Source organism: Chryseobacterium sp. c4a (assembly GCF_009900745.1).
Lineage (GTDB): Bacteria > Bacteroidota > Bacteroidia > Flavobacteriales > Weeksellaceae > Chryseobacterium.
Window position 1 is genome coordinate 117619 of the sequence record NZ_WXVU01000006.1, and the last position, 20953, is coordinate 138571.

21 protein-coding genes are annotated in these 20953 nt (G+C 34.9%); 16 read left to right on the forward strand and 5 right to left on the reverse strand.

From position 1 onward, the window contains the following. Positions 1-192: 192 nt before the first annotated feature. The 4 genes from GTR01_RS10445 to GTR01_RS10460 all read left to right on the forward strand — a co-directional run bounded on the left by GTR01_RS10445 (position 193) and on the right by GTR01_RS10460 (position 5895). The gene (locus tag GTR01_RS10445) at positions 193-819 is read left to right on the forward strand and encodes a chloramphenicol acetyltransferase (RefSeq protein WP_160137781.1); all 627 of its coding nucleotides are present in this window, start codon (positions 193-195) and stop codon (positions 817-819) included. Between the two features lie 171 nt (positions 820-990). After that, on the forward strand, positions 991-2436 hold the full coding sequence (locus tag GTR01_RS10450) for a tellurite resistance TerB C-terminal domain-containing protein (RefSeq protein ID WP_160137782.1): 1446 nt from the start codon (positions 991-993) through the stop codon (positions 2434-2436). Beyond that, a complete protein-coding gene (locus GTR01_RS10455) occupies positions 2429-3745 on the forward strand; it encodes an ATP-binding protein (protein ID WP_160137783.1) in 1317 nt (438 codons plus the stop codon). Before GTR01_RS10450 ends, GTR01_RS10455 begins: the two co-directional genes overlap by 8 nt. Next, positions 3742-5895 (forward strand): DEAD/DEAH box helicase, encoded by a 2154-nt coding sequence (locus GTR01_RS10460; RefSeq protein WP_160137784.1) that lies wholly within the window; start codon positions 3742-3744, stop codon positions 5893-5895. Before GTR01_RS10455 ends, GTR01_RS10460 begins: the two co-directional genes overlap by 4 nt. Positions 5896-5937: 42 nt before the next feature. Here GTR01_RS10460 and GTR01_RS10465 read toward each other — a convergent pair whose 3' ends face one another. Then, positions 5938-6534 carry a Crp/Fnr family transcriptional regulator gene (locus GTR01_RS10465; RefSeq protein ID WP_160137785.1) on the reverse strand — a complete coding sequence of 199 codons (597 nt, stop codon included), beginning with the start codon at positions 6532-6534 and terminating at the stop codon, positions 5938-5940. Positions 6535-7123: 589 nt separating this feature from the next. Here GTR01_RS10465 and GTR01_RS10470 point away from each other — a divergent pair. Next, on the forward strand, positions 7124-7465 hold the full coding sequence (locus GTR01_RS10470; protein WP_160137786.1) for a helix-turn-helix transcriptional regulator: 342 nt from the start codon (positions 7124-7126) through the stop codon (positions 7463-7465). Between the two features lie 8 nt (positions 7466-7473). On the opposite strand, the gene GTR01_RS10475 is transcribed toward GTR01_RS10470, so the two are convergent. Continuing rightward, positions 7474-8250, reverse strand: coding sequence for an MBL fold metallo-hydrolase (locus GTR01_RS10475; RefSeq protein WP_228452209.1), 777 nt, complete (start codon positions 8248-8250; stop codon positions 7474-7476). A gap of 36 nt (positions 8251-8286) precedes the next feature. After that, entirely contained in the window at positions 8287-9036 is a 750-nt protein-coding gene (locus GTR01_RS10480; protein ID WP_160137787.1) for an NUDIX hydrolase, read from the reverse strand. 223 nt (positions 9037-9259) lie between these two features. Between GTR01_RS10480 and GTR01_RS10485 the strand changes: the two genes are divergently transcribed. After that, positions 9260-10444, forward strand: a complete 1185-nt coding sequence (locus GTR01_RS10485) for an MFS transporter (RefSeq protein ID WP_160137788.1) — start codon at positions 9260-9262, stop codon at positions 10442-10444. A 216-nt stretch (positions 10445-10660) separates the two neighbouring features. Here GTR01_RS10485 and GTR01_RS10490 read toward each other — a convergent pair whose 3' ends face one another. Further along, positions 10661-11038: a winged helix-turn-helix transcriptional regulator gene (locus tag GTR01_RS10490; RefSeq protein ID WP_160137789.1), complete on the reverse strand. Its 378-nt coding sequence runs from the start codon at positions 11036-11038 to the stop codon at positions 10661-10663. A 147-nt stretch (positions 11039-11185) separates the two neighbouring features. Between GTR01_RS10490 and GTR01_RS10495 the strand changes: the two genes are divergently transcribed. From GTR01_RS10495 to GTR01_RS10535, 9 genes are all read left to right on the forward strand, one after another. Beyond that, positions 11186-12106, forward strand: coding sequence for an alpha/beta hydrolase (locus GTR01_RS10495; RefSeq protein WP_160137790.1), 921 nt, complete (start codon positions 11186-11188; stop codon positions 12104-12106). Between the two features lie 17 nt (positions 12107-12123). After that, the gene (locus tag GTR01_RS10500; RefSeq protein WP_160137791.1) at positions 12124-13296 is read left to right on the forward strand and encodes an MFS transporter; all 1173 of its coding nucleotides are present in this window, start codon (positions 12124-12126) and stop codon (positions 13294-13296) included. A 67-nt stretch (positions 13297-13363) separates the two neighbouring features. Further along, a complete protein-coding gene (locus GTR01_RS10505; RefSeq protein ID WP_160137792.1) occupies positions 13364-14065 on the forward strand; it encodes a DsbA family protein in 702 nt (233 codons plus the stop codon). Between the two features lie 146 nt (positions 14066-14211). Next, positions 14212-14586, forward strand: coding sequence for a hypothetical protein (locus tag GTR01_RS10510; protein WP_160137793.1), 375 nt, complete (start codon positions 14212-14214; stop codon positions 14584-14586). Between the two features lie 62 nt (positions 14587-14648). Then, on the forward strand, positions 14649-15230 hold the full coding sequence (locus GTR01_RS10515) for a nucleosidase (protein WP_160137794.1): 582 nt from the start codon (positions 14649-14651) through the stop codon (positions 15228-15230). Positions 15231-15242: 12 nt separating this feature from the next. Then, positions 15243-15764, forward strand: coding sequence for a GNAT family N-acetyltransferase (locus GTR01_RS10520; protein ID WP_160137795.1), 522 nt, complete (start codon positions 15243-15245; stop codon positions 15762-15764). Positions 15765-15859: 95 nt separating this feature from the next. Then, positions 15860-16438 carry a Crp/Fnr family transcriptional regulator gene (locus tag GTR01_RS10525; RefSeq protein WP_160137796.1) on the forward strand — a complete coding sequence of 193 codons (579 nt, stop codon included), beginning with the start codon at positions 15860-15862 and terminating at the stop codon, positions 16436-16438. Positions 16439-16794: 356 nt separating this feature from the next. Then, positions 16795-17769, forward strand: a complete 975-nt coding sequence (locus GTR01_RS10530) for a 3-oxoacyl-[acyl-carrier-protein] synthase III C-terminal domain-containing protein (RefSeq protein WP_160137797.1) — start codon at positions 16795-16797, stop codon at positions 17767-17769. A 186-nt stretch (positions 17770-17955) separates the two neighbouring features. After that, entirely contained in the window at positions 17956-18768 is an 813-nt protein-coding gene (locus GTR01_RS10535) for an alpha/beta hydrolase (RefSeq protein ID WP_160137798.1), read from the forward strand. A gap of 5 nt (positions 18769-18773) precedes the next feature. Here GTR01_RS10535 and GTR01_RS10540 read toward each other — a convergent pair whose 3' ends face one another. After that, positions 18774-20261: a PLP-dependent aminotransferase family protein gene (locus tag GTR01_RS10540; RefSeq protein ID WP_160137799.1), complete on the reverse strand. Its 1488-nt coding sequence runs from the start codon at positions 20259-20261 to the stop codon at positions 18774-18776. A 66-nt stretch (positions 20262-20327) separates the two neighbouring features. On the opposite strand from GTR01_RS10540, the gene GTR01_RS10545 reads away from it, so the two are divergent. Continuing rightward, the gene (locus GTR01_RS10545; protein ID WP_160137800.1) at positions 20328-20951 is read left to right on the forward strand and encodes a hypothetical protein; all 624 of its coding nucleotides are present in this window, start codon (positions 20328-20330) and stop codon (positions 20949-20951) included. Positions 20952-20953: the final 2 nt, after the last annotated feature.

Genomic DNA, 20953 nt, shown 5'->3' on the forward strand with positions numbered 1-20953 from the left:
CAATTGTTTTTTTACTGCCAATACACGAATAAAATATTTATACAAAAAAATTATGTACGTACATGAAAGGTATTTTAAACCGGATTGACATCTAAAATTATAGTATATAAAATGTTATTCAGAAAAAATTAATATCCTATTTACTGTTTAAAACCGGGAAAATTTATAGAAATTTGCAGTAAATTAAAATCAATGAAAATTATAGACCTTGAGCAATGGAATAGAAAGGAGCATTTTGAATTTTTCTCTAAAATGGCAAACCCATATTTTGGATTTACAACAGAGGTAGATTGTACAAAAGCATTTGATACTGCCAAAGAGAAAGGATATTCTTTTTTTGCCTATTATTATCACAAGTCTATGGTTGCTGTGAATAAAATTGATGAATTAAAGCTCAGAATCATTGATGGTCAGGTGATTTTATTTGATACAGTTCATGCCGGAAGTACAATTGGCCGACCGGATGGAACCTTTGGCTTTTCATTCACGCATTTTTCAGAAGATTTTGAAACCTTTAATGCCGCATTACAGGAAGAAATTAAAGGTGTACACGAGTCTACAGGACTTAGACTGAGCAATGATAGACTGGGAAAAGATCATATAAGACATACTACCATTCCATGGATTTCTTTCAGTGCTCTTGTTCATCCTACGGATTTTAATACAGGAGAATCGATTCCAAAGATTTCCTTTGGCAAGTTCAATATCCGTGATGGAAAAAAATACCTTCCTGTTTCTATTGAAGCTCATCATGGATTGGCAGATGGTATCCACATTGCTAAATATTTGGAAGAGTTTCAAAGACAGCTTGATTTATAAGGTTGAGAGTCGGAGTATGTTAAGGTGAAAATGCTCTCGTATTACGGAAAACCGTAAAGAATATTTTCAAAACTTAAGTAAATTTGAGATATTATATTGCTATATTAGAACATTGATTTCATAATCAAGAAAGCTAATTACTCGATAACTCAATTTTACTAAGACACCATCATGCTGAATGATAACACTATTGATGATTCCATAATAGATGTTTCGGGAAATACAGAAACTCCGATTAATTTTGGAAGTATATCTTCTGTTCCGAATGAGCCAACTATGACTTATGATCCCGGTTCATGGAAAATAGGACAAAAATATGTCCGCAAATTATCTCTTAACGAGGATCAGGTCAAAATGCTGGATAAAATGTCTTTTTCCGGCAATGTTTTCAACGAAATAGAATATTGTAAAATCCAGATATTAAAACAGTTCCTAAGGGCTGTTGAATACCTCTATCAGTACTGTATTCCTATCAATAAATCTTATGCTACAGTCATTGATGAACTTTCAGAAATCATTGTATGCCTTCGTTACAACTATAGGAAAGATAGTCTTAACTATAGTTATACCTATGATTCTGTACAGACCGAGATTTTCAATCATATTCTGAAATTATGTGAGAATAATGTTCGTGAGATATATGGTATCAAAAGAAAAATCAATGTCGATTTCAATTACAACCATCCGGATATTCTTCATCAGTATAATCGAAAAGTCGTTTCTAAGTTGGAGGCTTTTCTGGCTGAAAATCAACATCAGGTTCTGGATGCCGACTATAAAACAAATATTATCCTCAATGAGAATAATACAAACCGTTGGAAAACCAAATTCGATGAAATCAAAGAAGATTATTCCAATCCCTTGGCTTTTGAAAGAGAAATTTTCAGACTTACAGAAGTAAATAGTAAAAACCCATCTGTTGATGCCATCTTTTTCGAAGCTTCAAAGTTTGTCGCGGGGTATGATAAAACCTGTGCATTAAGACTTTATATTCATTATCTTGATAAAGATCTGAATTCACCAAAGTTCGATCAGAGGCAGCTGAATAAGACCGTTCAAAAAAGCTTATTTTCTACAAAAGAACAGCTGTCTGATTTTGAAAAGATCCTTAGTGAGTTTATGACAGACAGAGATCTGGAACAAGCTATTGAAAAGGCGAATATGCTTTATGCTCCTAAAAGAAAAAGAATTACCATTGATCCTGAAGCGATTAAAAGCATTCAGGCTTTAGATTCTGAAACAGCCGATATTTTAGGGCAAATTCTCAATGAAGAAGATGAAGATATTCCTGTAAAAACAGAGGATATTTCCTATGAACAGCAGGAAACCATTACGATTCCTCAAGTTCAGGAAAATCAAACTATAAAATATCTTACAGAATTAAGTTTATCACCTATTCAAAAAGAAATTCTGGATCTGTTTGAGAAGCAAAGTTTTAATATGCTTCAAACCGATCTTGGAGATTTTATCAAAGCCAAAGGCTTATTTATGGGGTCTACCATAGATACTATCAACGAATGCTGCTATGAAGCCCTTGATGATATTCTCATTGAAGAAGAAGACGATTACTTTATTATAAACACCGATTACTATAAAAAACTTTTAAATAATGATTGACAATATTAAACCCAAAGAAGCAACCTCCATTATCAATTCACTGATAAGCGGTGTGGTTCCTAAAATTGGAGTACAACATATTACAGTAGGAAGATCTGATGAAGTGAATGCATTCATCGGTTCTCTTGAAGACATTAAAAACGGACTTAGTCTTGTAAAATTCTGGATTGGAGATTTTGGAAGCGGAAAATCTTTTATGCTTCATCTTTTAAATACGGTAGCTTTAAAGCAAAAGTTTGTCGTAGCCAATGCCGATTTTACTCCGGATAACAGATTGTATGCCAATGATGGGAAGAGTGTTATTCTCTATTCTGCTATTATGGATAATATTGCTATCCAGACCAAACCGGAAGGAGGCGCTTTGCAAACACTGTTGGAAAAATGGATTGAGCAGGTGATCTCAAAAACAGCAGAGGAAAACCAAATTTCTTTAATAGAAATAAGAAATGATCAGTATTTAAACCTGATTCAGAATTCTATCATGAAAACGGTGAATGAAATTACCGAGGTGGGCGGTTTCGATTTTGGCTCTGCGATTGTAAAATACTACGAAGGCTATATCAAAGGCGATGAATTACTGCGCCGAAATGCTTTAAAATGGCTGAAAGGAGAATATACTACCAAAACAGAAGCCCGACAGGATCTGGGAATAAGGGAAATCATCAATGATTCCAATTATTATGATATGCTGAAGAATTTCTGTAAGCTTTTTGTAAGCATGGGCTATAGCGGGTTTATGATTAATCTGGATGAAGCAATCAACCTTTACAAAATATCCGTTTCAGCTTCCCGTGAAAAAAATTATGAGAAGATCTTATCCATTTATAATGACTGTTTCCAGGGAAAAGTGTCTAATCTTTTCATCAATTTTGCCGGAACAAAAGAGTTCTTGGAAAATGAACGAAGAGGACTTTTCAGTTATCAGGCTTTAAAATCGAGGCTAGAAGGGAATAAATTTGAAACTTCTGAATTCCGTGATTTTGCACAACCGGTTATCAAACTGATGCCATTGAATCATAATGAAGTCTTTGTATTGCTTAAAAAGCTAAAGCTGATCTTCGATTTCAATTACAAAACTGAACTGAATATTACTGATGAAGAGATTTCTGCTTTTATGGAAGAGATGTTCAATAAACCCGGAGCTGCAGAGTTTCTTACTCCAAGAGAAGTAATCAGAGATTTCCTGAATATCCTGAATATTATCAGACAAAATCCCGATGTTGATAAAAACAGACTTTTCGGAGATATTGAAATTTCCGATGAAAGACCCAATGATCTGATTATTTTAGATAGTATTGAGGAACTATGACAGCATTCGACCTGCTTTCTGAGCCGATCAGAAAATATATCCGGGATAAGAAATGGGAGAGCCTGAGGAATATTCAGGAAGCTGCCATTCAAAGGATTATGACCACGGATAACAATTATGTTTTAATATCCAGAACAGCTTCAGGTAAAACTGAGGCTGCTTTTCTGCCTATTTTATCGAAGGTGAATTTTAAAGAACCCGGTGTAAAGGTACTGTATATTTCTCCTTTAATTGCCTTAATTAATGATCAGTTTGTTCGTGTTGAAAGCCTTTGTGAATATATGGATGTTCCGGTCACCAAATGGCACGGAGAAGCCGCTAAAGGAGCCAAAGACAGGGTGTTAAAAAATCCGGAAGGGATCGTTCTTATTACTCCGGAATCTTTGGAGGCCATGTTTGTGAATAAACCTTACGATATTAAACACTTGTTTTCAACATTGGATTATATTGTGATTGATGAAATTCATTCGTTTCTGGGATCAGATCGTGGTACTCATTTACAATCTCTACTGAATCGTCTTCAAAAAGTAAATACAAGAAGATTCAGTATTGTAGGACTTTCTGCCACTGTAAGTGATGCCAACCAATATATGGAGCTTAAAAACTTTCTTGGAGATCCTGAACGTACCAAAATCATCAGAGATACAACGCCTAAACCGATTAATGCAGTTTTCAAATACTTTGCAGGTTCTGCCAATGAACTCCCATTACCCTTATTAAAGGATTTATATGTAAGAACACGAGAAAGTAAAGTTCTTATTTTTCCCAATGCAAGAGGTCGGGTAGAAGAAGTTGCAGTGAAATTAAAACAAATTTCAGAAAGAGTAGGCGGCCATTCAAACTATTTTTCCCATCATTCCTCTGTAGATAAGGAAGTTCGCGAATATGTAGAATTTTTTGCTAAAAATTCCACTCTTCAAAATTTTTGTATTTCCTGTACTTCAACCCTGGAACTGGGAATTGATATCGGTAATGTAGATGAAGTCGTACAGATTGATGCCACTCATAGTATTGCCTCTCTGATTCAAAGGGTAGGAAGGAGCGGAAGACGTGAAGGCAGAGCAAGTAACCTGTTTTTATATGCTACGGATGAATGGAGTTTATTACAATCCTTAGCATGCTGGCTACTATATCAAGAGCAGTATATAGAACCTATTTCTATCAATGAAAAGCCTTATGATGTTTTAGTCCATCAAATTTTATCTATTGTTAAAGGCACATCAGGAATCTCTTTATCCAAACTTTTGGAGGAAATAATGACCAATTCTGTTTTCGCACCCCTTAAAAAAGAAGAGGTAGAAGAGATTATCACTCATCTTATTACCCTTGAGTTTTTAGAAAAGCTGGGGAATGAGCTGATCATCGGAATAGAAGGAGAAGAAGTTGTGAATAGCAGGGATTTTTACAGCCTTTTTGAGACTCAGGTTTTCTTTAAAGTTTCCAGTAATGCTGTTAAAATTGGAGAGTTGCCATTATCACCACAAATAAGAGAAAATGAAAATATTTACCTGTCAGCAAAGATCTGGAGCATTATTGATATTGATTTTAAAACAAAAAAAATAGAAGTAATACCCGCCAACGATGGTAAAAAACCTACATTCTTTGGTAACTCAGCTGATACTGCTTACCGTATTCGGGAAAAAATGCTTGAAATACTTATCTCAAAAGAAACGTATGACTTTTTGGATGAAATGAGTATTGAAGCCATTCATGCTTTAAGAAAAGAGTTTTCTGTATTTATGATTCACGATTGTAAAACGGACAGGCCTTTATTAACCAGTAATGAACATCTTTCTTTTTATTCCTTTAGCAGTTCTAAAATCAACAGAACCTTGCAGTTTATTCTGAAAACATTGGACGTTAAAAGTATTCTCCACGATAATGAAAGCCTATTTGAAATAGAGAATTGTAACAGTAGTGAGCTGACAGCTATTTTAAATGGGGTTAACAGAGATCAGGATATTGATTCAATACTTACCAATTTACTAGAGAACACTCCTGAAATGATAGATTTTTCAAAATGGGGAAAATATCTGCCTATCCAATACAAAGTGGCACTATTAAAAGAAAAATATTTTGATTTTGAAGGCTGCTACACTTATCTCCAGCAGTTAAAATTCGTAGAAAATCAGCTGGAACAACTCCCTTAAAAATATTCCGGATATTTATCTAAATATCCGGAATTTAATACTTTAATAGTAAATCTTTCTTTTCTCAAGTTTTACAATTTTATCTTTTTCCATCTGTTTGATAGTTCGTATTACAGTTTCCACACGAAGACCAATCAATGAAGCCAGCTGTTGTCTGGTAAGTGGGATAAGGAAAGAATAAGGTGCTTTATTATTATCATGATAACTTTTCAGGTAATCAAGCAGTAATTTGAGCTTGGATACCGGATTTTGAAACGAAAGATTATAAAACATAATATATTTATAATACATCCTTTCTGCCAGGCATTGATAGATGTTCAAAGAAATTTCCGGATTACTTTGTATCAGATTTAGAAAGCTGGCTTTAGGCAATCTGAAAACAGAAGAATCTGCTATCGTTACTGCATTCATAGGATAAGGGCGTTCTACGAACAAAAGAGACTCTCCAAAACTGTGGCCATCGGAAAATATATTTTGAATAAACTCTTTTCCATCCTCAGTATAATTATTGAGTTTAATTTTCCCTTTTTCTATCTGGTAATAGTATAAAGGAATATCTTCTTCCCAAAAAATGGTTTCGCCTGCTTTATAATGCTTTATTTCTGCATTAAATGAAAGTAATAAATCTTCAGTGATCATATCTGTGACTTCGTTATCATCTTACAAATCTTAATACAATCTTTTTCATCATTTCATATCAAGTTGTTTCAAAACTCTAAAAGAATAAAGAAACAATTATTTCAATCACTGACCATGGAATAGGGTACCATTCACATACCACAAAATATTACATTATATAGTCAATTCTTTTAAAAACTATTGACTACAATCATAAAAAGTGAAGAGACGAACCTCTTACATTTAAGCCTAGCAAAAAAAGATGGTAAACGGTGTGATAAAAGCTGTTAAGATATTTTATTGAAAAACATAACGTGGTATGTATGTGGTACTCTGTTTTAATAAAATTTTAATCATTTTTTATTTCTTTGTCCTATACAAAAATGAATAAAAATTAAGAGGTATGAATTTTTTAATTCAATCATTTGCCAAATATAATATACAAACCCAAATTGGTTAAATATTATTAAATAAAATTAAATATATTTTGAATATATAAAATTAATTCTATTCCAATAAAACGATCAAGCACAAGATTGATAAGAGAAAAAGATTTTGTACTGGTAGGCAAAAGATGCCCATCAGAAACAAGTAGAGATGAAAAAGTATTATGAAAAATAAAAAAACTGAACTGAACTTAGAGGATTTGAATCAAAAGATTCTTGTACAAGATGAAATAATGGCATTAGCCAAAGCAAATTCACCCCGCCTGCTTAATAAATTCAGATTGGTCTATCCGGATTTTTTCGAAAAGTTATCTGCTATACAGCCTGGCCTTAAAAATTCTGAACTGATCTTCTGTATTTACCTAAAGCTTAATATGACAACCAAAGAAATAGCAACCTGTATCTTTGTTACCCCAAAAGCTATACAAAACCGGAAAAACCGAATCAGAAAGAAACTTAATATTCCTTCTGAGTTTGATATCTACAAATGGTTTAATGAAATTTAAGCCATTTTTTAAGCTTTAATCACGGCCTTATCCAGATCATGATAAAGAAGTATTTTCCAATCATTCTCCCTGGCTTCCTTTTCCCATAAAAGTCTTAGTTCCATTGCTTTTCTGCCATCGAAATCACTTTTGTAGGCAAGATGGTATTTCAAATAGGAAGCCTGTGGAAGATCATCCGCTCCGTAGAAAACGGTCTCTCCATTTTCTCTAATCCAGAATACCTGCATAAATGGAGTATGACCGCCTACCACTTCATACGAGATTTCATCAGTAATCTGCCCTTTGTCTTCATTCATCCAAATAATATTGGGTAATTGGATCAATTGGTCAAGAATATCAAAATCAAAAGAAGGGTTTCCTTTATTTTCCAGGGCAAAATCCAACTCTCGTTTTTGAATATAGATCTGTGCATTAGGAAATGTTGCTTCATACCCTTGATCTGTAAGCTGTAGAGCTCCATCAATATGATCTTTATGAAGATGGGAGAGAAGGAGTTTGGTGATCTGCTCAGGACGTATATTTTCTTTCTCAAGAATTGTTGAGATAACAGTTTTACCCGCCTCATTTTCCCAGCCAATTCCAGCATCTAAAAGAATATAATCATTTTCAGTAATGATAAGAAAAGGCTGAACAGACATTTTGATCCCGGAAACAGTATCAAAGTTTTCTTCTGTTAAAAGCGTAAAATCTTTGGTTTTGCTTGTTGAGAAATTGCCTTCTTTGAGTGGAATGATTTTCATGTTGCAAATTTCCTGAATATTTCCAACATCCGAAAGGTTTTTCATCAATATCCATGATCGGCAAAAACAATGGAAATGTTTCTACCAGCCGTTTTGACTCTCATTCAACGCTTTCTCATAGTTTTCCATGTCAAACGAATAAAGATCCGGCGACCTGTGAGCTCCCACATATCTCTGTTCATCAAGCTTTTTTAAAACATTCAGGTTTTTAATTTTTCTATAGAAGTTTCCGCGGTTGAGCGATTTATCCAATATCGCTTCATAGAGTTTCTGCAGTTCGGGAAGTGTGAATTTTTCAGGCATAAGATTGGAACCGATGGGTTTGGAAGAAATCTTTTCCCGTAAAGTAAGGAGGGCTTTTTCAATGATTTCACGATGATCCATAGCAAAATCAATTTCAGGCAGCTGGCGCACATACACCCATTCGCATGCTTCACTCACATCATCAGCTACAGGATTGATCTCAGAAGAATTATAAAGCGCATAGTATCCTACGGAAATAAATCTTTGCTTTTGAAAAAGAGTTTCGTCAAACTCCTCAAAATAGAGCTGACTTCTGTTTTTTCTTCCAAAAACAGCAAATTCTTCCAGAAATACATTATGAACGCCCGCCCGATCTCCCAAAACCCTTACCACAGCTTCATCCAAATCTTCATCTCTTCTTACATAACCTCCGGGCAACAGCCATTTATTTCTGTACTTCATCCTTACCAGCAATACCTTCAGTTCGTTTTGATCAAAACCGAAAACAACCGGATCCACTGAAATATGAGGAAGATAAAGTTCCTTTGCTTCTGCCGATTTCTGTAAGATCTGTTCCTTAGAATCCATAAAATAAAATGTGTGCAATTACAAATGTAAAAATAAAATCGGATAATCCTTAAAAAAAACTCTTTATCAGAGCAGGCTACAAGTAAATCATCTATAACACCTAAAGGTGAAATCAATGATAACAATCGGTCTTTTTTATGAAATTCCTTACCTTTGAAAACGTTAAAAATATATCCAAAACAGGTAATCATCAGGATATATTACCATTCAAAAAAATTTTAAGATGCAGGTGAATTCTACCAACGGTATTTCCAGAACAGTAGTCTGGCTAATGGCTATTATTTCAGGGCTTGTAGTGGCTAATAATTATTATAACCAGCCTTTGTTGGCATTAATATCGGAGGATCTTCACGTTTCTGAAGCCGCAGCCAGCAAAATTTCTGTGCTTACCCAAATTGGTTATGCACTCGGATTATTACTGATTGTACCACTTGGTGATAAATTTTATCGTAAAAAACTAATCCTGATCGATCTATTTCTGGTTTTTGGTTCGCTGCTTTGGATGACTTTTGCCAATCAATTATGGATGCTCTATGCTGCCAGTTTATTGATTGGAGCTACTTCTGTAATTCCGCAGCTGTTTGTTCCCATTGCCGCAGAACTTTCATCAGATAAAGAAAAATCGGCTAATATCGGTCTGGTGATGTCAGGTCTTTTATTGGGAATTCTACTTTCTCGTTTTATTGGAGGAATTGTAGGAGAAGTATGGGGATGGAGAGCCATGTTTGGAATTGCAGCAGGATTAATGATCTTAGTCTGGCTGGCTGTTTACAAAATGCTTCCGGAGCTACATCCAAATTTTAAAGGTACTTACAAAGAATTGATGCGCTCTGTAGCTCATCTTGCCAAAACGCAACCTATTCTTCAGCTGGCATCATTCCGTGGAGCAATGGCTTTTGGATCTATGTGTGCATTATTCACAACATTGGTTTTTCACATGGAAAAGCCACCTTTTAATGCTGGCTCATCCGTTGTGGGAAGTTTTGGATTAGCAGGAGCTGTAGGAGCGCTGGCTGCTGCAAAAGTAGGAAAGTTTCAAAAATACCTGGATATCAACCGCATTATATTATACTCATTACTGATCCTGATCGGGAGTTGGGGATTTACTTATTTTGCAGGAGAAACCTATTGGGGTTTGATTGTGGGCGTAATTCTTGTGGATCTTGGAGTACAATCAAGCCACATCATGAATCAGACCAATTATTTTTTAATCAAATCCAATGCAGTAAACAGATTGAATACCGTGTATATGGTTTCCTATTTTATTGGAGGTTCACTGGGAACCTGGCTGGCTTCTTTAGCATGGCAAAAAGCACAATGGACAGGAGTTTGTGCTGTAGGAACCGCCTTTGGAGTATTAGCTTTAATTGCTCATGTTTTGTTTTGTAATAAAGTCAATAAGCCGTAAATTCTGTTGGCAAGCGCAAGGACGTGAGCTTTCTTTTTCAGACTGTTGATAGCCCATTAAAATTCAATTCAATAGTTAAATTCAGATATTTACTGAACAACAAACTATTTTCACATAATATATTTCTATGTGTCTATGTTGTAAAAATCTTTTAAACCGCATAGACACATCGTTTTTTGGGTATATATAAGATATTTCTGGTAATAAAAAATCCGGCTATTCACCGCAATTTTCCTGCTCTTCAATAAATTTTCGGTGTTTTCCGCCCCATTCATTCAGTGCATCCCATATAGGAATCAATTCTCTAGCAATTTCTGTAAGCTCATAATCTACTCTTGGCGGAACTTCCGCATATACTGTCCTTTTTATCAATCCTTCTTTTTCAAGTTCTCTTAACTGAAGCGTAAGCATCCTTTCTGTAATTCCTGAAATCGATCTTTTGAGTTCACTGAAACGTAACTTCTCCTCCTTTAATTTACTCAAAATAAACAACTTCCACCTTCCGCCAATTTTACATACGGCATAGCTCAAATCACATTCGTGGATATATTGTTTATTGATATTATTGGTTGAGTTTTCTTTTATCTTCCCCATTACTTACAAATTTGTTAGTACCATACATTGAACTGTGTATAGTGCAAATGTAAGGGATGCTAACTAAATTTGCCAGTATAAAAGCAGATAAAATAACAATAGCGCTACTGTTCACTGCAAAACAATATTAATTTAAAATACAACAAAATGCAGTTGACTCCAAAAATCAATCAGATTTTAAACCATTTAGAAAAAATACAGTCTTTTAATCCACAAAACCCGTTAGACGATACCCGTAAATACCTTGAAGTGATGTCATTCCAACTCAGTGGAAAAAAGGAAACTGTTGCGATGATTGAAGAACTGAATATTCCCGCTGAAAATCACCAGATTCCAGCAAGGATCTATCGCCCCAAAGGAAAAACAGACAAAAAATCACCAGCTATTATCTATATCCATGGTGGATGGTTCATTGCCGGTGGCTATGAAACTCATGATGCTGTTGTTCGTAAACTAGCCAATAAAACAAAGGCTATTGTAATTTTCATCGATTATCGTCTTGCTCCTGAACATCCTTTTCCTGCCGGATTGAATGATTGTCTTGATGCTGTACAATGGGTATTAGAAAATGCTGAAGCGTTAGGAATTGACAAAGATCAAATTGGAATCATAGGAGATAGTGCCGGAGGAGCTTTATCAACCGCTGTTTCTACTCAAATTGGAGAGCACTTTAAGTTTCAGGTTTTGATTTATCCGGCAGTAGATAATCAGCTTAATACAAAAACCTGGGAAATATATGAAAACGGCCCCGTATTGAATAAACAAGGCGGAGTAGAAGCATGGAACGGGTACCTTCCCAAAGAAGAAGCTCATAATCCACTGGCTATTCCTATTTTAATAAAGGATTTTAAAAATACCCCTTCTACTTTAATCCTCATTGCCGAACATGATCCTTTAGCTGATGATGCGAGAAACCTTGCTGAAAATATGAAAACTGCCGGAGTGTCTCTTATCACAAGCTTTTATAAAGATACCGTTCATGGTTTTATGCATATGGGAGAAATTCTGGAAGAAACTCAACTGGCGGTAAATGAAATGGCAGATTTTGCCCAACAGCATTTTAAATAAATAATCCAAAGGAAACAATGAAAAAGTATGCTTACATTGGATCTTTAGGTTTTATTGCTGTAATTACTACAGAATTCGGAATCATTGGAATTTTACCGCAAATAGCAGAATATTATAAGATCAGTATAGATAAAGCAGGATATCTTTTAAGTGCTTTTGCTTTGGTTATTGCTCTTACAGGGCCTTTTATGACATTGCTTACTTCGGGAATAGACCGTAAAAAAATAATGACTGCCGCCATTATTATGTTTCTGATTACAGGAATTATCTCTTCATTTTCACCTCCTTTCTGGCTGTTGATGATCGTACGGATTCTTCCTGCATTTTTACAACCTGTATATATTGCGACCGCTCTTTCTGTAGCCGTAAACGGGGCAGATAATACTAAGAAAAATGAATTGATGAGTATTGTTTTCAGTGGGGTAGCCATTGCAATGGTAACTACAGTACCTTTTGCCACGTGGATTTCAGGGCTTTATTCCTGGGAATATTCATTTATGATACAAGCGATAATAAGTTTAATAGCTCTGATGATTATTCATTTTCTTCTTCCAGCAATGCCTGTAAATGAGAAAAAATCATTTGGAAGCCAGGTTAAAATACTGAAACAGCCGTCATTTATATTGAGTACACTTACCAATTTTTTTATGATTACAGCCTGGTTTTCTACCTACAGTTATTTTGCAGATTATCTTGGTAAAGCAAAAGGAATGAATACTTCAATGATAAGTTATATGTTATTTTTATTTGGAATCATTGGGATTATGGCCAACAGGATTGCAGGTAAAATGCTCAATAAGAATGTAACAGCAACCCTTGCATTTTTTCTTTCCGGAACGGTTTTGATTCCGGTATTATTATCCCTTTCGGATGGTAACCTGCTCGCGACTATCATCGTTATAGGAGTTTGGGGATTTCTTTATTCACCAAGCTTTCTGAATGCATCTACCTATATGATCTCTGCCGCTCCAAATGCTTTAGAGTTTGCCAACAGTCTGGCTACTTCATTTGGAAATTTAGGAGTTACGTTAGGAACAACCATCGGAGGCTGGATCATCGTCACTAAAGGGGTAGAATATACACCCTGGATAGGTTTTATATTTGGGATTCTAGCCTTTATAATGATGATATTGAGAAATCTAATCGAAAGAAAGAAACAGGTATTAGCAAGCTGTCCAGAACAACTGTAACAAATTTTATTACATTAAAATAAATTCGTATCTTTGCAGAACTAAATTCGTATTAAAAATAAATAAAATGAAAATAGAAATCTGGTCGGATGTAATGTGTCCGTTTTGCTATATTGGAAAAAATAACTTTGAACAAGCACTTGAAAAATTGCCATTTAAAGATGAGGTAGAGGTAGAGTGGAAGAGTTTCCAGTTGGATCCTACCTTAGATCCGAATAAAACTCAGAATACCATTCAGTACTTCAGAGAGAAAAAAGGGGTACAGGAAGCTCAGGCTTCACAGATGCTTACCCAAGTTACTCAAATGGGAAAGGGTGCTGGGATTGATTTCAACTTTGAAAAAGCATTAATTACCAATACATTCAGTGCTCATAGACTGCTTCATTTAGCTAAGAAATACAATAAATCAAATGAAATGGAAGAAGCATTATTTATTGCTCATTTCATTGATGGTAAAAATGTAGGTGATGCTGAAGTATTAATATCTATTGCTGAAAACTTAGGGATTGATAAAGAGGAAGCCAAAGAAGCGGTAACCTCTGAACAATTGGATTATGAAGTGAACCAGGATATTATGGAAGCAAGAAACAATGGCGTTTCCGGAGTTCCTTTCTTCGTTTTGAATGGAAAATATGCCGTTTCAGGAGCCCAACCGGTAGAAGTTTTTGAAAATGCACTGCAACAGACTTATAAAGAAACAGTGAGTCCTTTTAAAGATCTCTCAGGAAACAACGGAGCTTCCTGCGATGCAGATGGATGCAGCATCTAATAAATCTTAACCCCAAGCTTTTTAGTTTGGGGTTTTTTAATAGTTTAATTTTTTTTAAAAATAATGGAAATCGTTTTATATTTAAATGTCAAATTATTAAAGCCAGTCCATTAATGAAAATTCATGGTACGACGTAAAAGATGAATATGAAAAGCATTAACTTTCTAAGATATTTTTCAATCCTTTCTTATACACTGATTATTTTAGCAGGACAAATGATTGGTATTCCTTTTATTGGTTGGTTGTTATTTACAACTTTTGATTTCGGAAATACAGAACAGTCTTTTGCCGTTCTTGGGCTTTTAGGTATAGCACTGAACTTTACCAAATGGAGAAACAAAGATTTAATAACCATTTTAAGTTTTCTTCTAATACTTTCACCATTATTTAGCAGAATGATTCAAATTCCTCTGGCAATGTTTAATTACGCAGCATTTAAAGTTCCTTTATTTATTTTTATAACAGGATACCTTGTATTCATTGTACTTAATGCCAGAAATAGAAAATCACAAGTTTTATAATCTTTCTGAAATAAAACAAAACTCTTGTATCTTTGTAAAACAGAATAAATCTATATTTTTCAATGATAAAAATTAATAATGAACTTCATTATCCTATAGCAGATACACTCTTTGTTTTTGCGCTGGATTCTGAAGCAGGAACGGTATTTGACGGTAAAAATAAATTGATCACGGGAATCGGAAAGGTGAATGCAGCCATAGAGCTTACTAAAGAAATTCACACCAGAAAACCGAAATTGATTGTCAATCTTGGGTCTGCAGGAAGCAAAGGATTCCATAAAGGAGAAGTGGTTTGTTGTACAAAGTTTATCCAGAGAGATATGGATGTAAGAGGTTTAGGGTTTAAAATGTATGAAACTCCATTATCCGGAGTACCACCTGTTCTGGAATACGGCTTAAAAATGGACACATTGAAAGAAGGGATCTGCGGAAGTGGTGATAGTTTTGAGATGAATCATTCAGAAACCGATTACAATATTGTAGATATGGAAGCTTATCCTCTAGCTCTGATTGCACAAAAAGAAAACATCCCGTTTCTATGTTTAAAATACATCTCTGATGATGCCGGAAGTGATGCTGCCGATGACTGGAGTGTACAGGTACATTTAGCTTCTGAAGCATTCAAAAAGATATTATTTTCATAAAACATAATAAAAATGGCATCAATTATTATCAACAAAGCATCTGTTGAAGATACGGATATTATACAGAAACTGGGTATTCAGACTTTTTCTGAGACATTTGCAAAAGACAATACTGAAGAAGCCATGGAAAAGTACCTGAAGGAAAGTTTTAATTCCGAAAAAGTAAAATCTGAACTCAATAATCCGGATTCGCACTTTTATATTGCCTGGGAAGAAGACAATCCGGTGGGTTATCTGAAAGTTAATAGTGGAAATGCACAGACTGAGCTACAAGATGATACCAGTCTTGAAATTGAAAGAATTTATGTCAAGAAAAGTCATCACGGTCAGAAAGTCGGTCAGCTTCTCTATGATCAGGCTTTGAAAACCGCTCAACACTTCAAAAAATCATATTTATGGTTGGGTGTTTGGGAAGAAAATCTGAGAGCCTTACATTTCTATAGAAAAAATGGCTTCGTTGAATTTGATAAGCATATTTTCAGACTTGGCGATGAAGAGCAGACGGATCTGATGATGAAGAAAATATTGGAGTAAAGATTGCTATATATTTTTGACATATTTTTAATGGCCACAAATAAGTATAATTATACATAGAAAAAACATTATATGATCCACAAACAATCCTAGCAATGAATAATTCCGAATTTCTAAAGCAAATCAACAGCTATTACCCACTATCAGAAGAAACCTCTGAAGCTTTAATGGATATATGCAGTGAAGAACGGTACAAAAAAAATGAATTGTTACTGGAAGCGGGGAATATGGCAAGGTTCTATTATTTCATAAAATCCGGACTTATAGGATATTATACAACGGATGAAGAAGGAAATAATATCTATAAAATCTTCTTTGAAGAAAATAGCTTTGTAGCCTCTACAGCAGCCATTATTAAGAACGAACCCAGTGATTTTAGTATCATTGCTCTTGAAGATTGCTCAGTCATTAAATATCCGGTGAAAGCCTTTCGTGAACTGTTGGAAAAACACCACGATCTTGCTCTGTTTCATCTTCGGTATCTGGAAAAAAACTGGGTCGTAAAAAAGGAACCTCTTGAAGTTTCTTTAAAATTTGAAACTGCAAAACAAAGGTATCTATTATTGCTTGAAAACAAATCTCTGTATGTCAGATTAAAACAGCATCATATTGCCTCTTATTTAGGAATTACCCCCACTCAGCTCAGCAGAATAAGAAAAGAAATTACAGGATAATATTATTGAGCAAACTGAAGCTTTTTTTATTAGTAGAGATTACCCTATCCGGATGACCTCTACTAATAAAAACACTTTAAAAAGAAAGAATGGAAACCCTTAATTGGGAATAATCCCCACGACCGTAAGGATCATTTATAGCCCGGATATCATTGGTAGTTGTTCCTCCGGCATAGTTAATCCTTGATTTCACATTATAAGTTCTTGTTATTGAGGTTGCATTGAGAATGTTCCTAAGAGAAGAATTGAAGTGAGAATTTTTTTCATGAAATTAAGATTTTGTATTGTATAATTTTCTAAATTTACAAATAAATCTCTAATTAGAGAAATAATAAAACAAATTATACAAAATCACTATGAAACTTCATCACACTTATTTTTATCATCCGGACAATGCGGAAACCAATGAATTTGTAATTGAACAATTTGAATTGCAAAACGTGTCCATGCAAAAGATCCAGAATGCACTGGGACGAAATAATCGGTTTATCTTAACCGAAGATGCAGAAGAAAACACACTTTCTATGGGAATAGAAGCTGCAAAAGGAGTGCTTAGAGAAAGTCATATTTCTATTCAGGATATTGATGTGATTGTATTTGTAACTTCCACACCGGAACATCATATTCCTTGTGATGCTATTAAAATACATCAGGCATTAGGCGGGAAACTTGCTACTTTATGCTATGATATCAATGTCAATTGTATTGGGGCATTTGTGGCTTTAGATCAGGTTGCAAAATATCTGGAAGGATCTGCTACAGCACAAAAAGCATTAGTAGTTTGTTCAGAAAGGCTTTCAAGTATTCTGGATCCAAAAAATCCGGTTACAGCATTTTGTTTTTCTGATTCTTCATTTGCTTTCATCGTAGAAAAAGAGTCTTCTGAATCCGGATTAATGGATGTAATGTATCATACAGACAGCAATTTCCATAATTCTGTTTTATTTCCGCCACAAGGACATTCCTGTCGTCAGGAAAATGATGTAACCCTCTGGGATACCTCTTTTGACGGAAGCGGCAGTGTAGATTTTGCTTTAAATGATATGGCTCAGTTTTTAGAACGTAATCATTTGAGCCTTGATAATATCGATCTGTTCTTATTCTCTCAATTATCCATCAAAAATATCAATATCATCAGTGAACATTTTAATTTGCCTCCTGAAAAAGTTCCATTCTATTCAAGAGAAGTCGGATATACGGGTTCATCAAGTCCATTTCTTGCATTACATCAGTATCAAAAGAATGTAAGGAAACTTCAACAAGGAGAACACATCCTGATATGGACACTCGGCGCGGGATATCAGGCAGGATTGATGCTATGGAAATATTAATCATAGAAATGTATAAAAAAATAAATGAACAAAAGCTTCAACATTTGTTGAGGCTTTTCCTTTTTTTTCAGTGCAATTTTGCTTTGTCATAAGATCATCGGTATTCTTAGATTATTTGAATAAAAGACCTTACATTTATACAACAGGTACTGATGATCTCTAGTATTAATTAAACATTTTTAAAGCATGAAAAAGCTAATCAACATCGTTGTTGTTCTGACTGCCTTTGCACAGTTTTCAGCACAGAAGATCATTCATCAGGAAGTTTTCAGTCCTAAGATGAATAAAAAGATCAAAACGATTATCATCACTCCCAATGTAGAGCCCAATACAAAGTATCCATCGGTATATATTCTTCACGGTTTCAGTGGTAATCCGGACAGGATCATTAAAGAAGATATTCCGGATATCGTTAAAAAGGCCCAGGAGTATAAAACCATCTATGTATTACCTGATGGAAATTACAGTTCATGGTATGTGGATAGTCCGGTAGCTAAAGATTCCCAGTACCAGACATTTATTGGAAAAGAACTTGTTGATTTTATGGATAAAAACTATCCTGTAAAAGCTGAAAAGAAGTTCAGAGGAATCCTGGGATGGAGTATGGGAGGCTATGGAGCAACAAATATTGGGGTAACCTATAATAAAACATTTGGAATTGTAGGAAGCTCTTGTGGAGCTTTAGACTTTAATTCATTTGGAGAAGGGTATAATAAATATATGGTAAATAAAGTATTGGGGCCTCTAGACTCCATAAACCCTAATTTTCTTACAGACAGCAAGATTAAGGTAATGGCAACAGCCGGACAACACTATATCTTCGATTGTGGAACAGAAGATGTTCAAATGATCGGGCAAAACAGGAAATTTCACACCAAACTTACTGAAATGAAAATAGAACATTGGTATACGGAATCTCTGGGGCTTCATGATACTGCCTATTGGAGCCAATCTTTATCCAATCAACTGACTTTGTTTGATAAGTTTTTCAAAAAATAGTTTCTTTACACGAAAGATCTTACATTTTTAGAAAGGATCTCAATGCTTTTTTCCATTTCATCAACATTTAAATCCCCAAAACCCAGCCTCATTGCAGTAAGACCCTTATTCTGATAGAGCAGGGTTTTGGGGATAAATAAATTATCCTGAGCGCATTTTCTACTCAGTTGCATCAGATTAATAGGAATTTCCCATTCCATCCAGATGGCAAGGCCTCCTGAAGGTTTCTCAAAAGTAATAATATCTCCAAGGTTCTCCCTAAGCAAAATATTGAACAGATCTCTTCTTTCCTGATAAACCTTTAAAGATTTTTTCAAATATCGATTGATTTCACCTTCTTCAATCATTTCTCCCAATGTTCTTTCCATCAAAATGTCACCTTGCCTATCAATGATCCCAAGGTGTTTTCGCATTTCCACCATCAAATTCTCAGGGGCAACAATAAATCCGGTTCTGAATCCCGGAGCTAGTGATTTTCCAAAAGATCCGATATAAATCACCATTCCATTGGTATCAGCACTGGCCAAAGGAAGAATCGGACTTTTATCATAATGAAATTCATAATCATAGTCATCTTCCAGAATAACAAACCCATATTCATTCGCTAACTCCAGTAATTCCAATCTCCGTTGGGCACTCAGCGCTACTGTTGTAGGATAATGATGATGTGGTGTAAGATAAAGCATCCTTATTCTCTGTTTCTTACAAGCTTCTCGGACATTTTCCACAATAATTCCATCTTCATCAATGGGAAGAGTAACAATATTGACCCCTGCTTTCTGGAAAATCATATTTACAGAAAAATAACTCAGATCACCTACCAAAACCGTATCTCCTGGGGATAAAAGGATTTCGGAAACAACATAAATACTCATTTCCGTACTTCTGGTAATCAGAAGATTGCTCTTGGAAATTGGGAGACCCCGGGATAAATTAAGATACTGAGACAAATGCTCTTTGAAAAACTCACTTCCATCCTGATTATAATGACCGAGCCCTTTCTGATTAGATTTACGCTTAAGAATAGAACTGTAAAATCTTGAGTGCTGCCCAATTTGTGTCAATCTGATATCCGGAACTCCATCATTAAAGACATATTCACAATCCGAATGCTCAAATGGATTATCCAGAATATTAGAGGTTTTAAAAGTAAAGCCTGTTGTTTTAGGATAGTTTTGAAGGTTATTATTCTTAAAATCTCTCACCTGAACAGGCTTTTCCTGATCTTTTCCAATAACAAAAGTCCCTTTATTCGGAAAGCTTTCTACCCAACCCTGAGCAGATAATTCATCATAAACTGCTACTGCCGTATTTCTATGAACTTCCAGTATCTCACTAAAGGCTCTCGTTCCCGGAAGCTTTGTTCCAAAAGGTAAAAATCCCCTTTGAATAGCGTTCACCAATTGATTAGCAATTTGTAAATAGATAGAAGTCTCTGATTTTCTATCTATTTTAATAAAACTTTCATAAGGAATCTTAACCGGACTATCCATAATATAAAAACTGGCACCATATAACCATCCGGCAATATACTACTTTTGACATCAAAATAAAAATCTATGGAATTTCATCATCTGCTCGAAAGAATAGTAAAAGATGGCAGCACTCATGCCAAATGGCTGAACACCCTTTCTTTTATGGAAAATGCCGGTGCAAGAAAAATATCAAAGTGTGAACATCCGGTTTTGGTTACTCAAATTCAGCTTAAACATGCTGCCGAAGAACACCGTCATGCTTATTATCTGAAAAAACAGATTGGAAAAATAGATCCTGAGCTTTGTAAAACTTACGAAAGTCAGGAATTACTGGCTCCTATAGCAACCCGACAATATCTTCATTCATTAGATATTAAAGCTTGCAGGTATCTCCAGGATGTATTTCAATTAACAAAAGAAGATCTCAAGTATGCCGCTTATCTATTTGTTACCTATGCTATTGAAGTTCGTGCTGATGAACTTTACCCTGTTTATCAGCAGATCCTTACAGAAGAATCTTCAAAAATCATGGTAAAATCTATTATCCTGGAAGAAGAAGGCCATCTGGAAGAAATGATTAATCAGCTTAATGAATTCTCTAAAGATTGGCAGCTCCATGCAGATCATATTCTGCAAATAGAAAAAGAACTTCACGAACAATGGATCAATGTCATTGCAGAAGAAGTAGCACAGCTGAACTATGCTTAAAA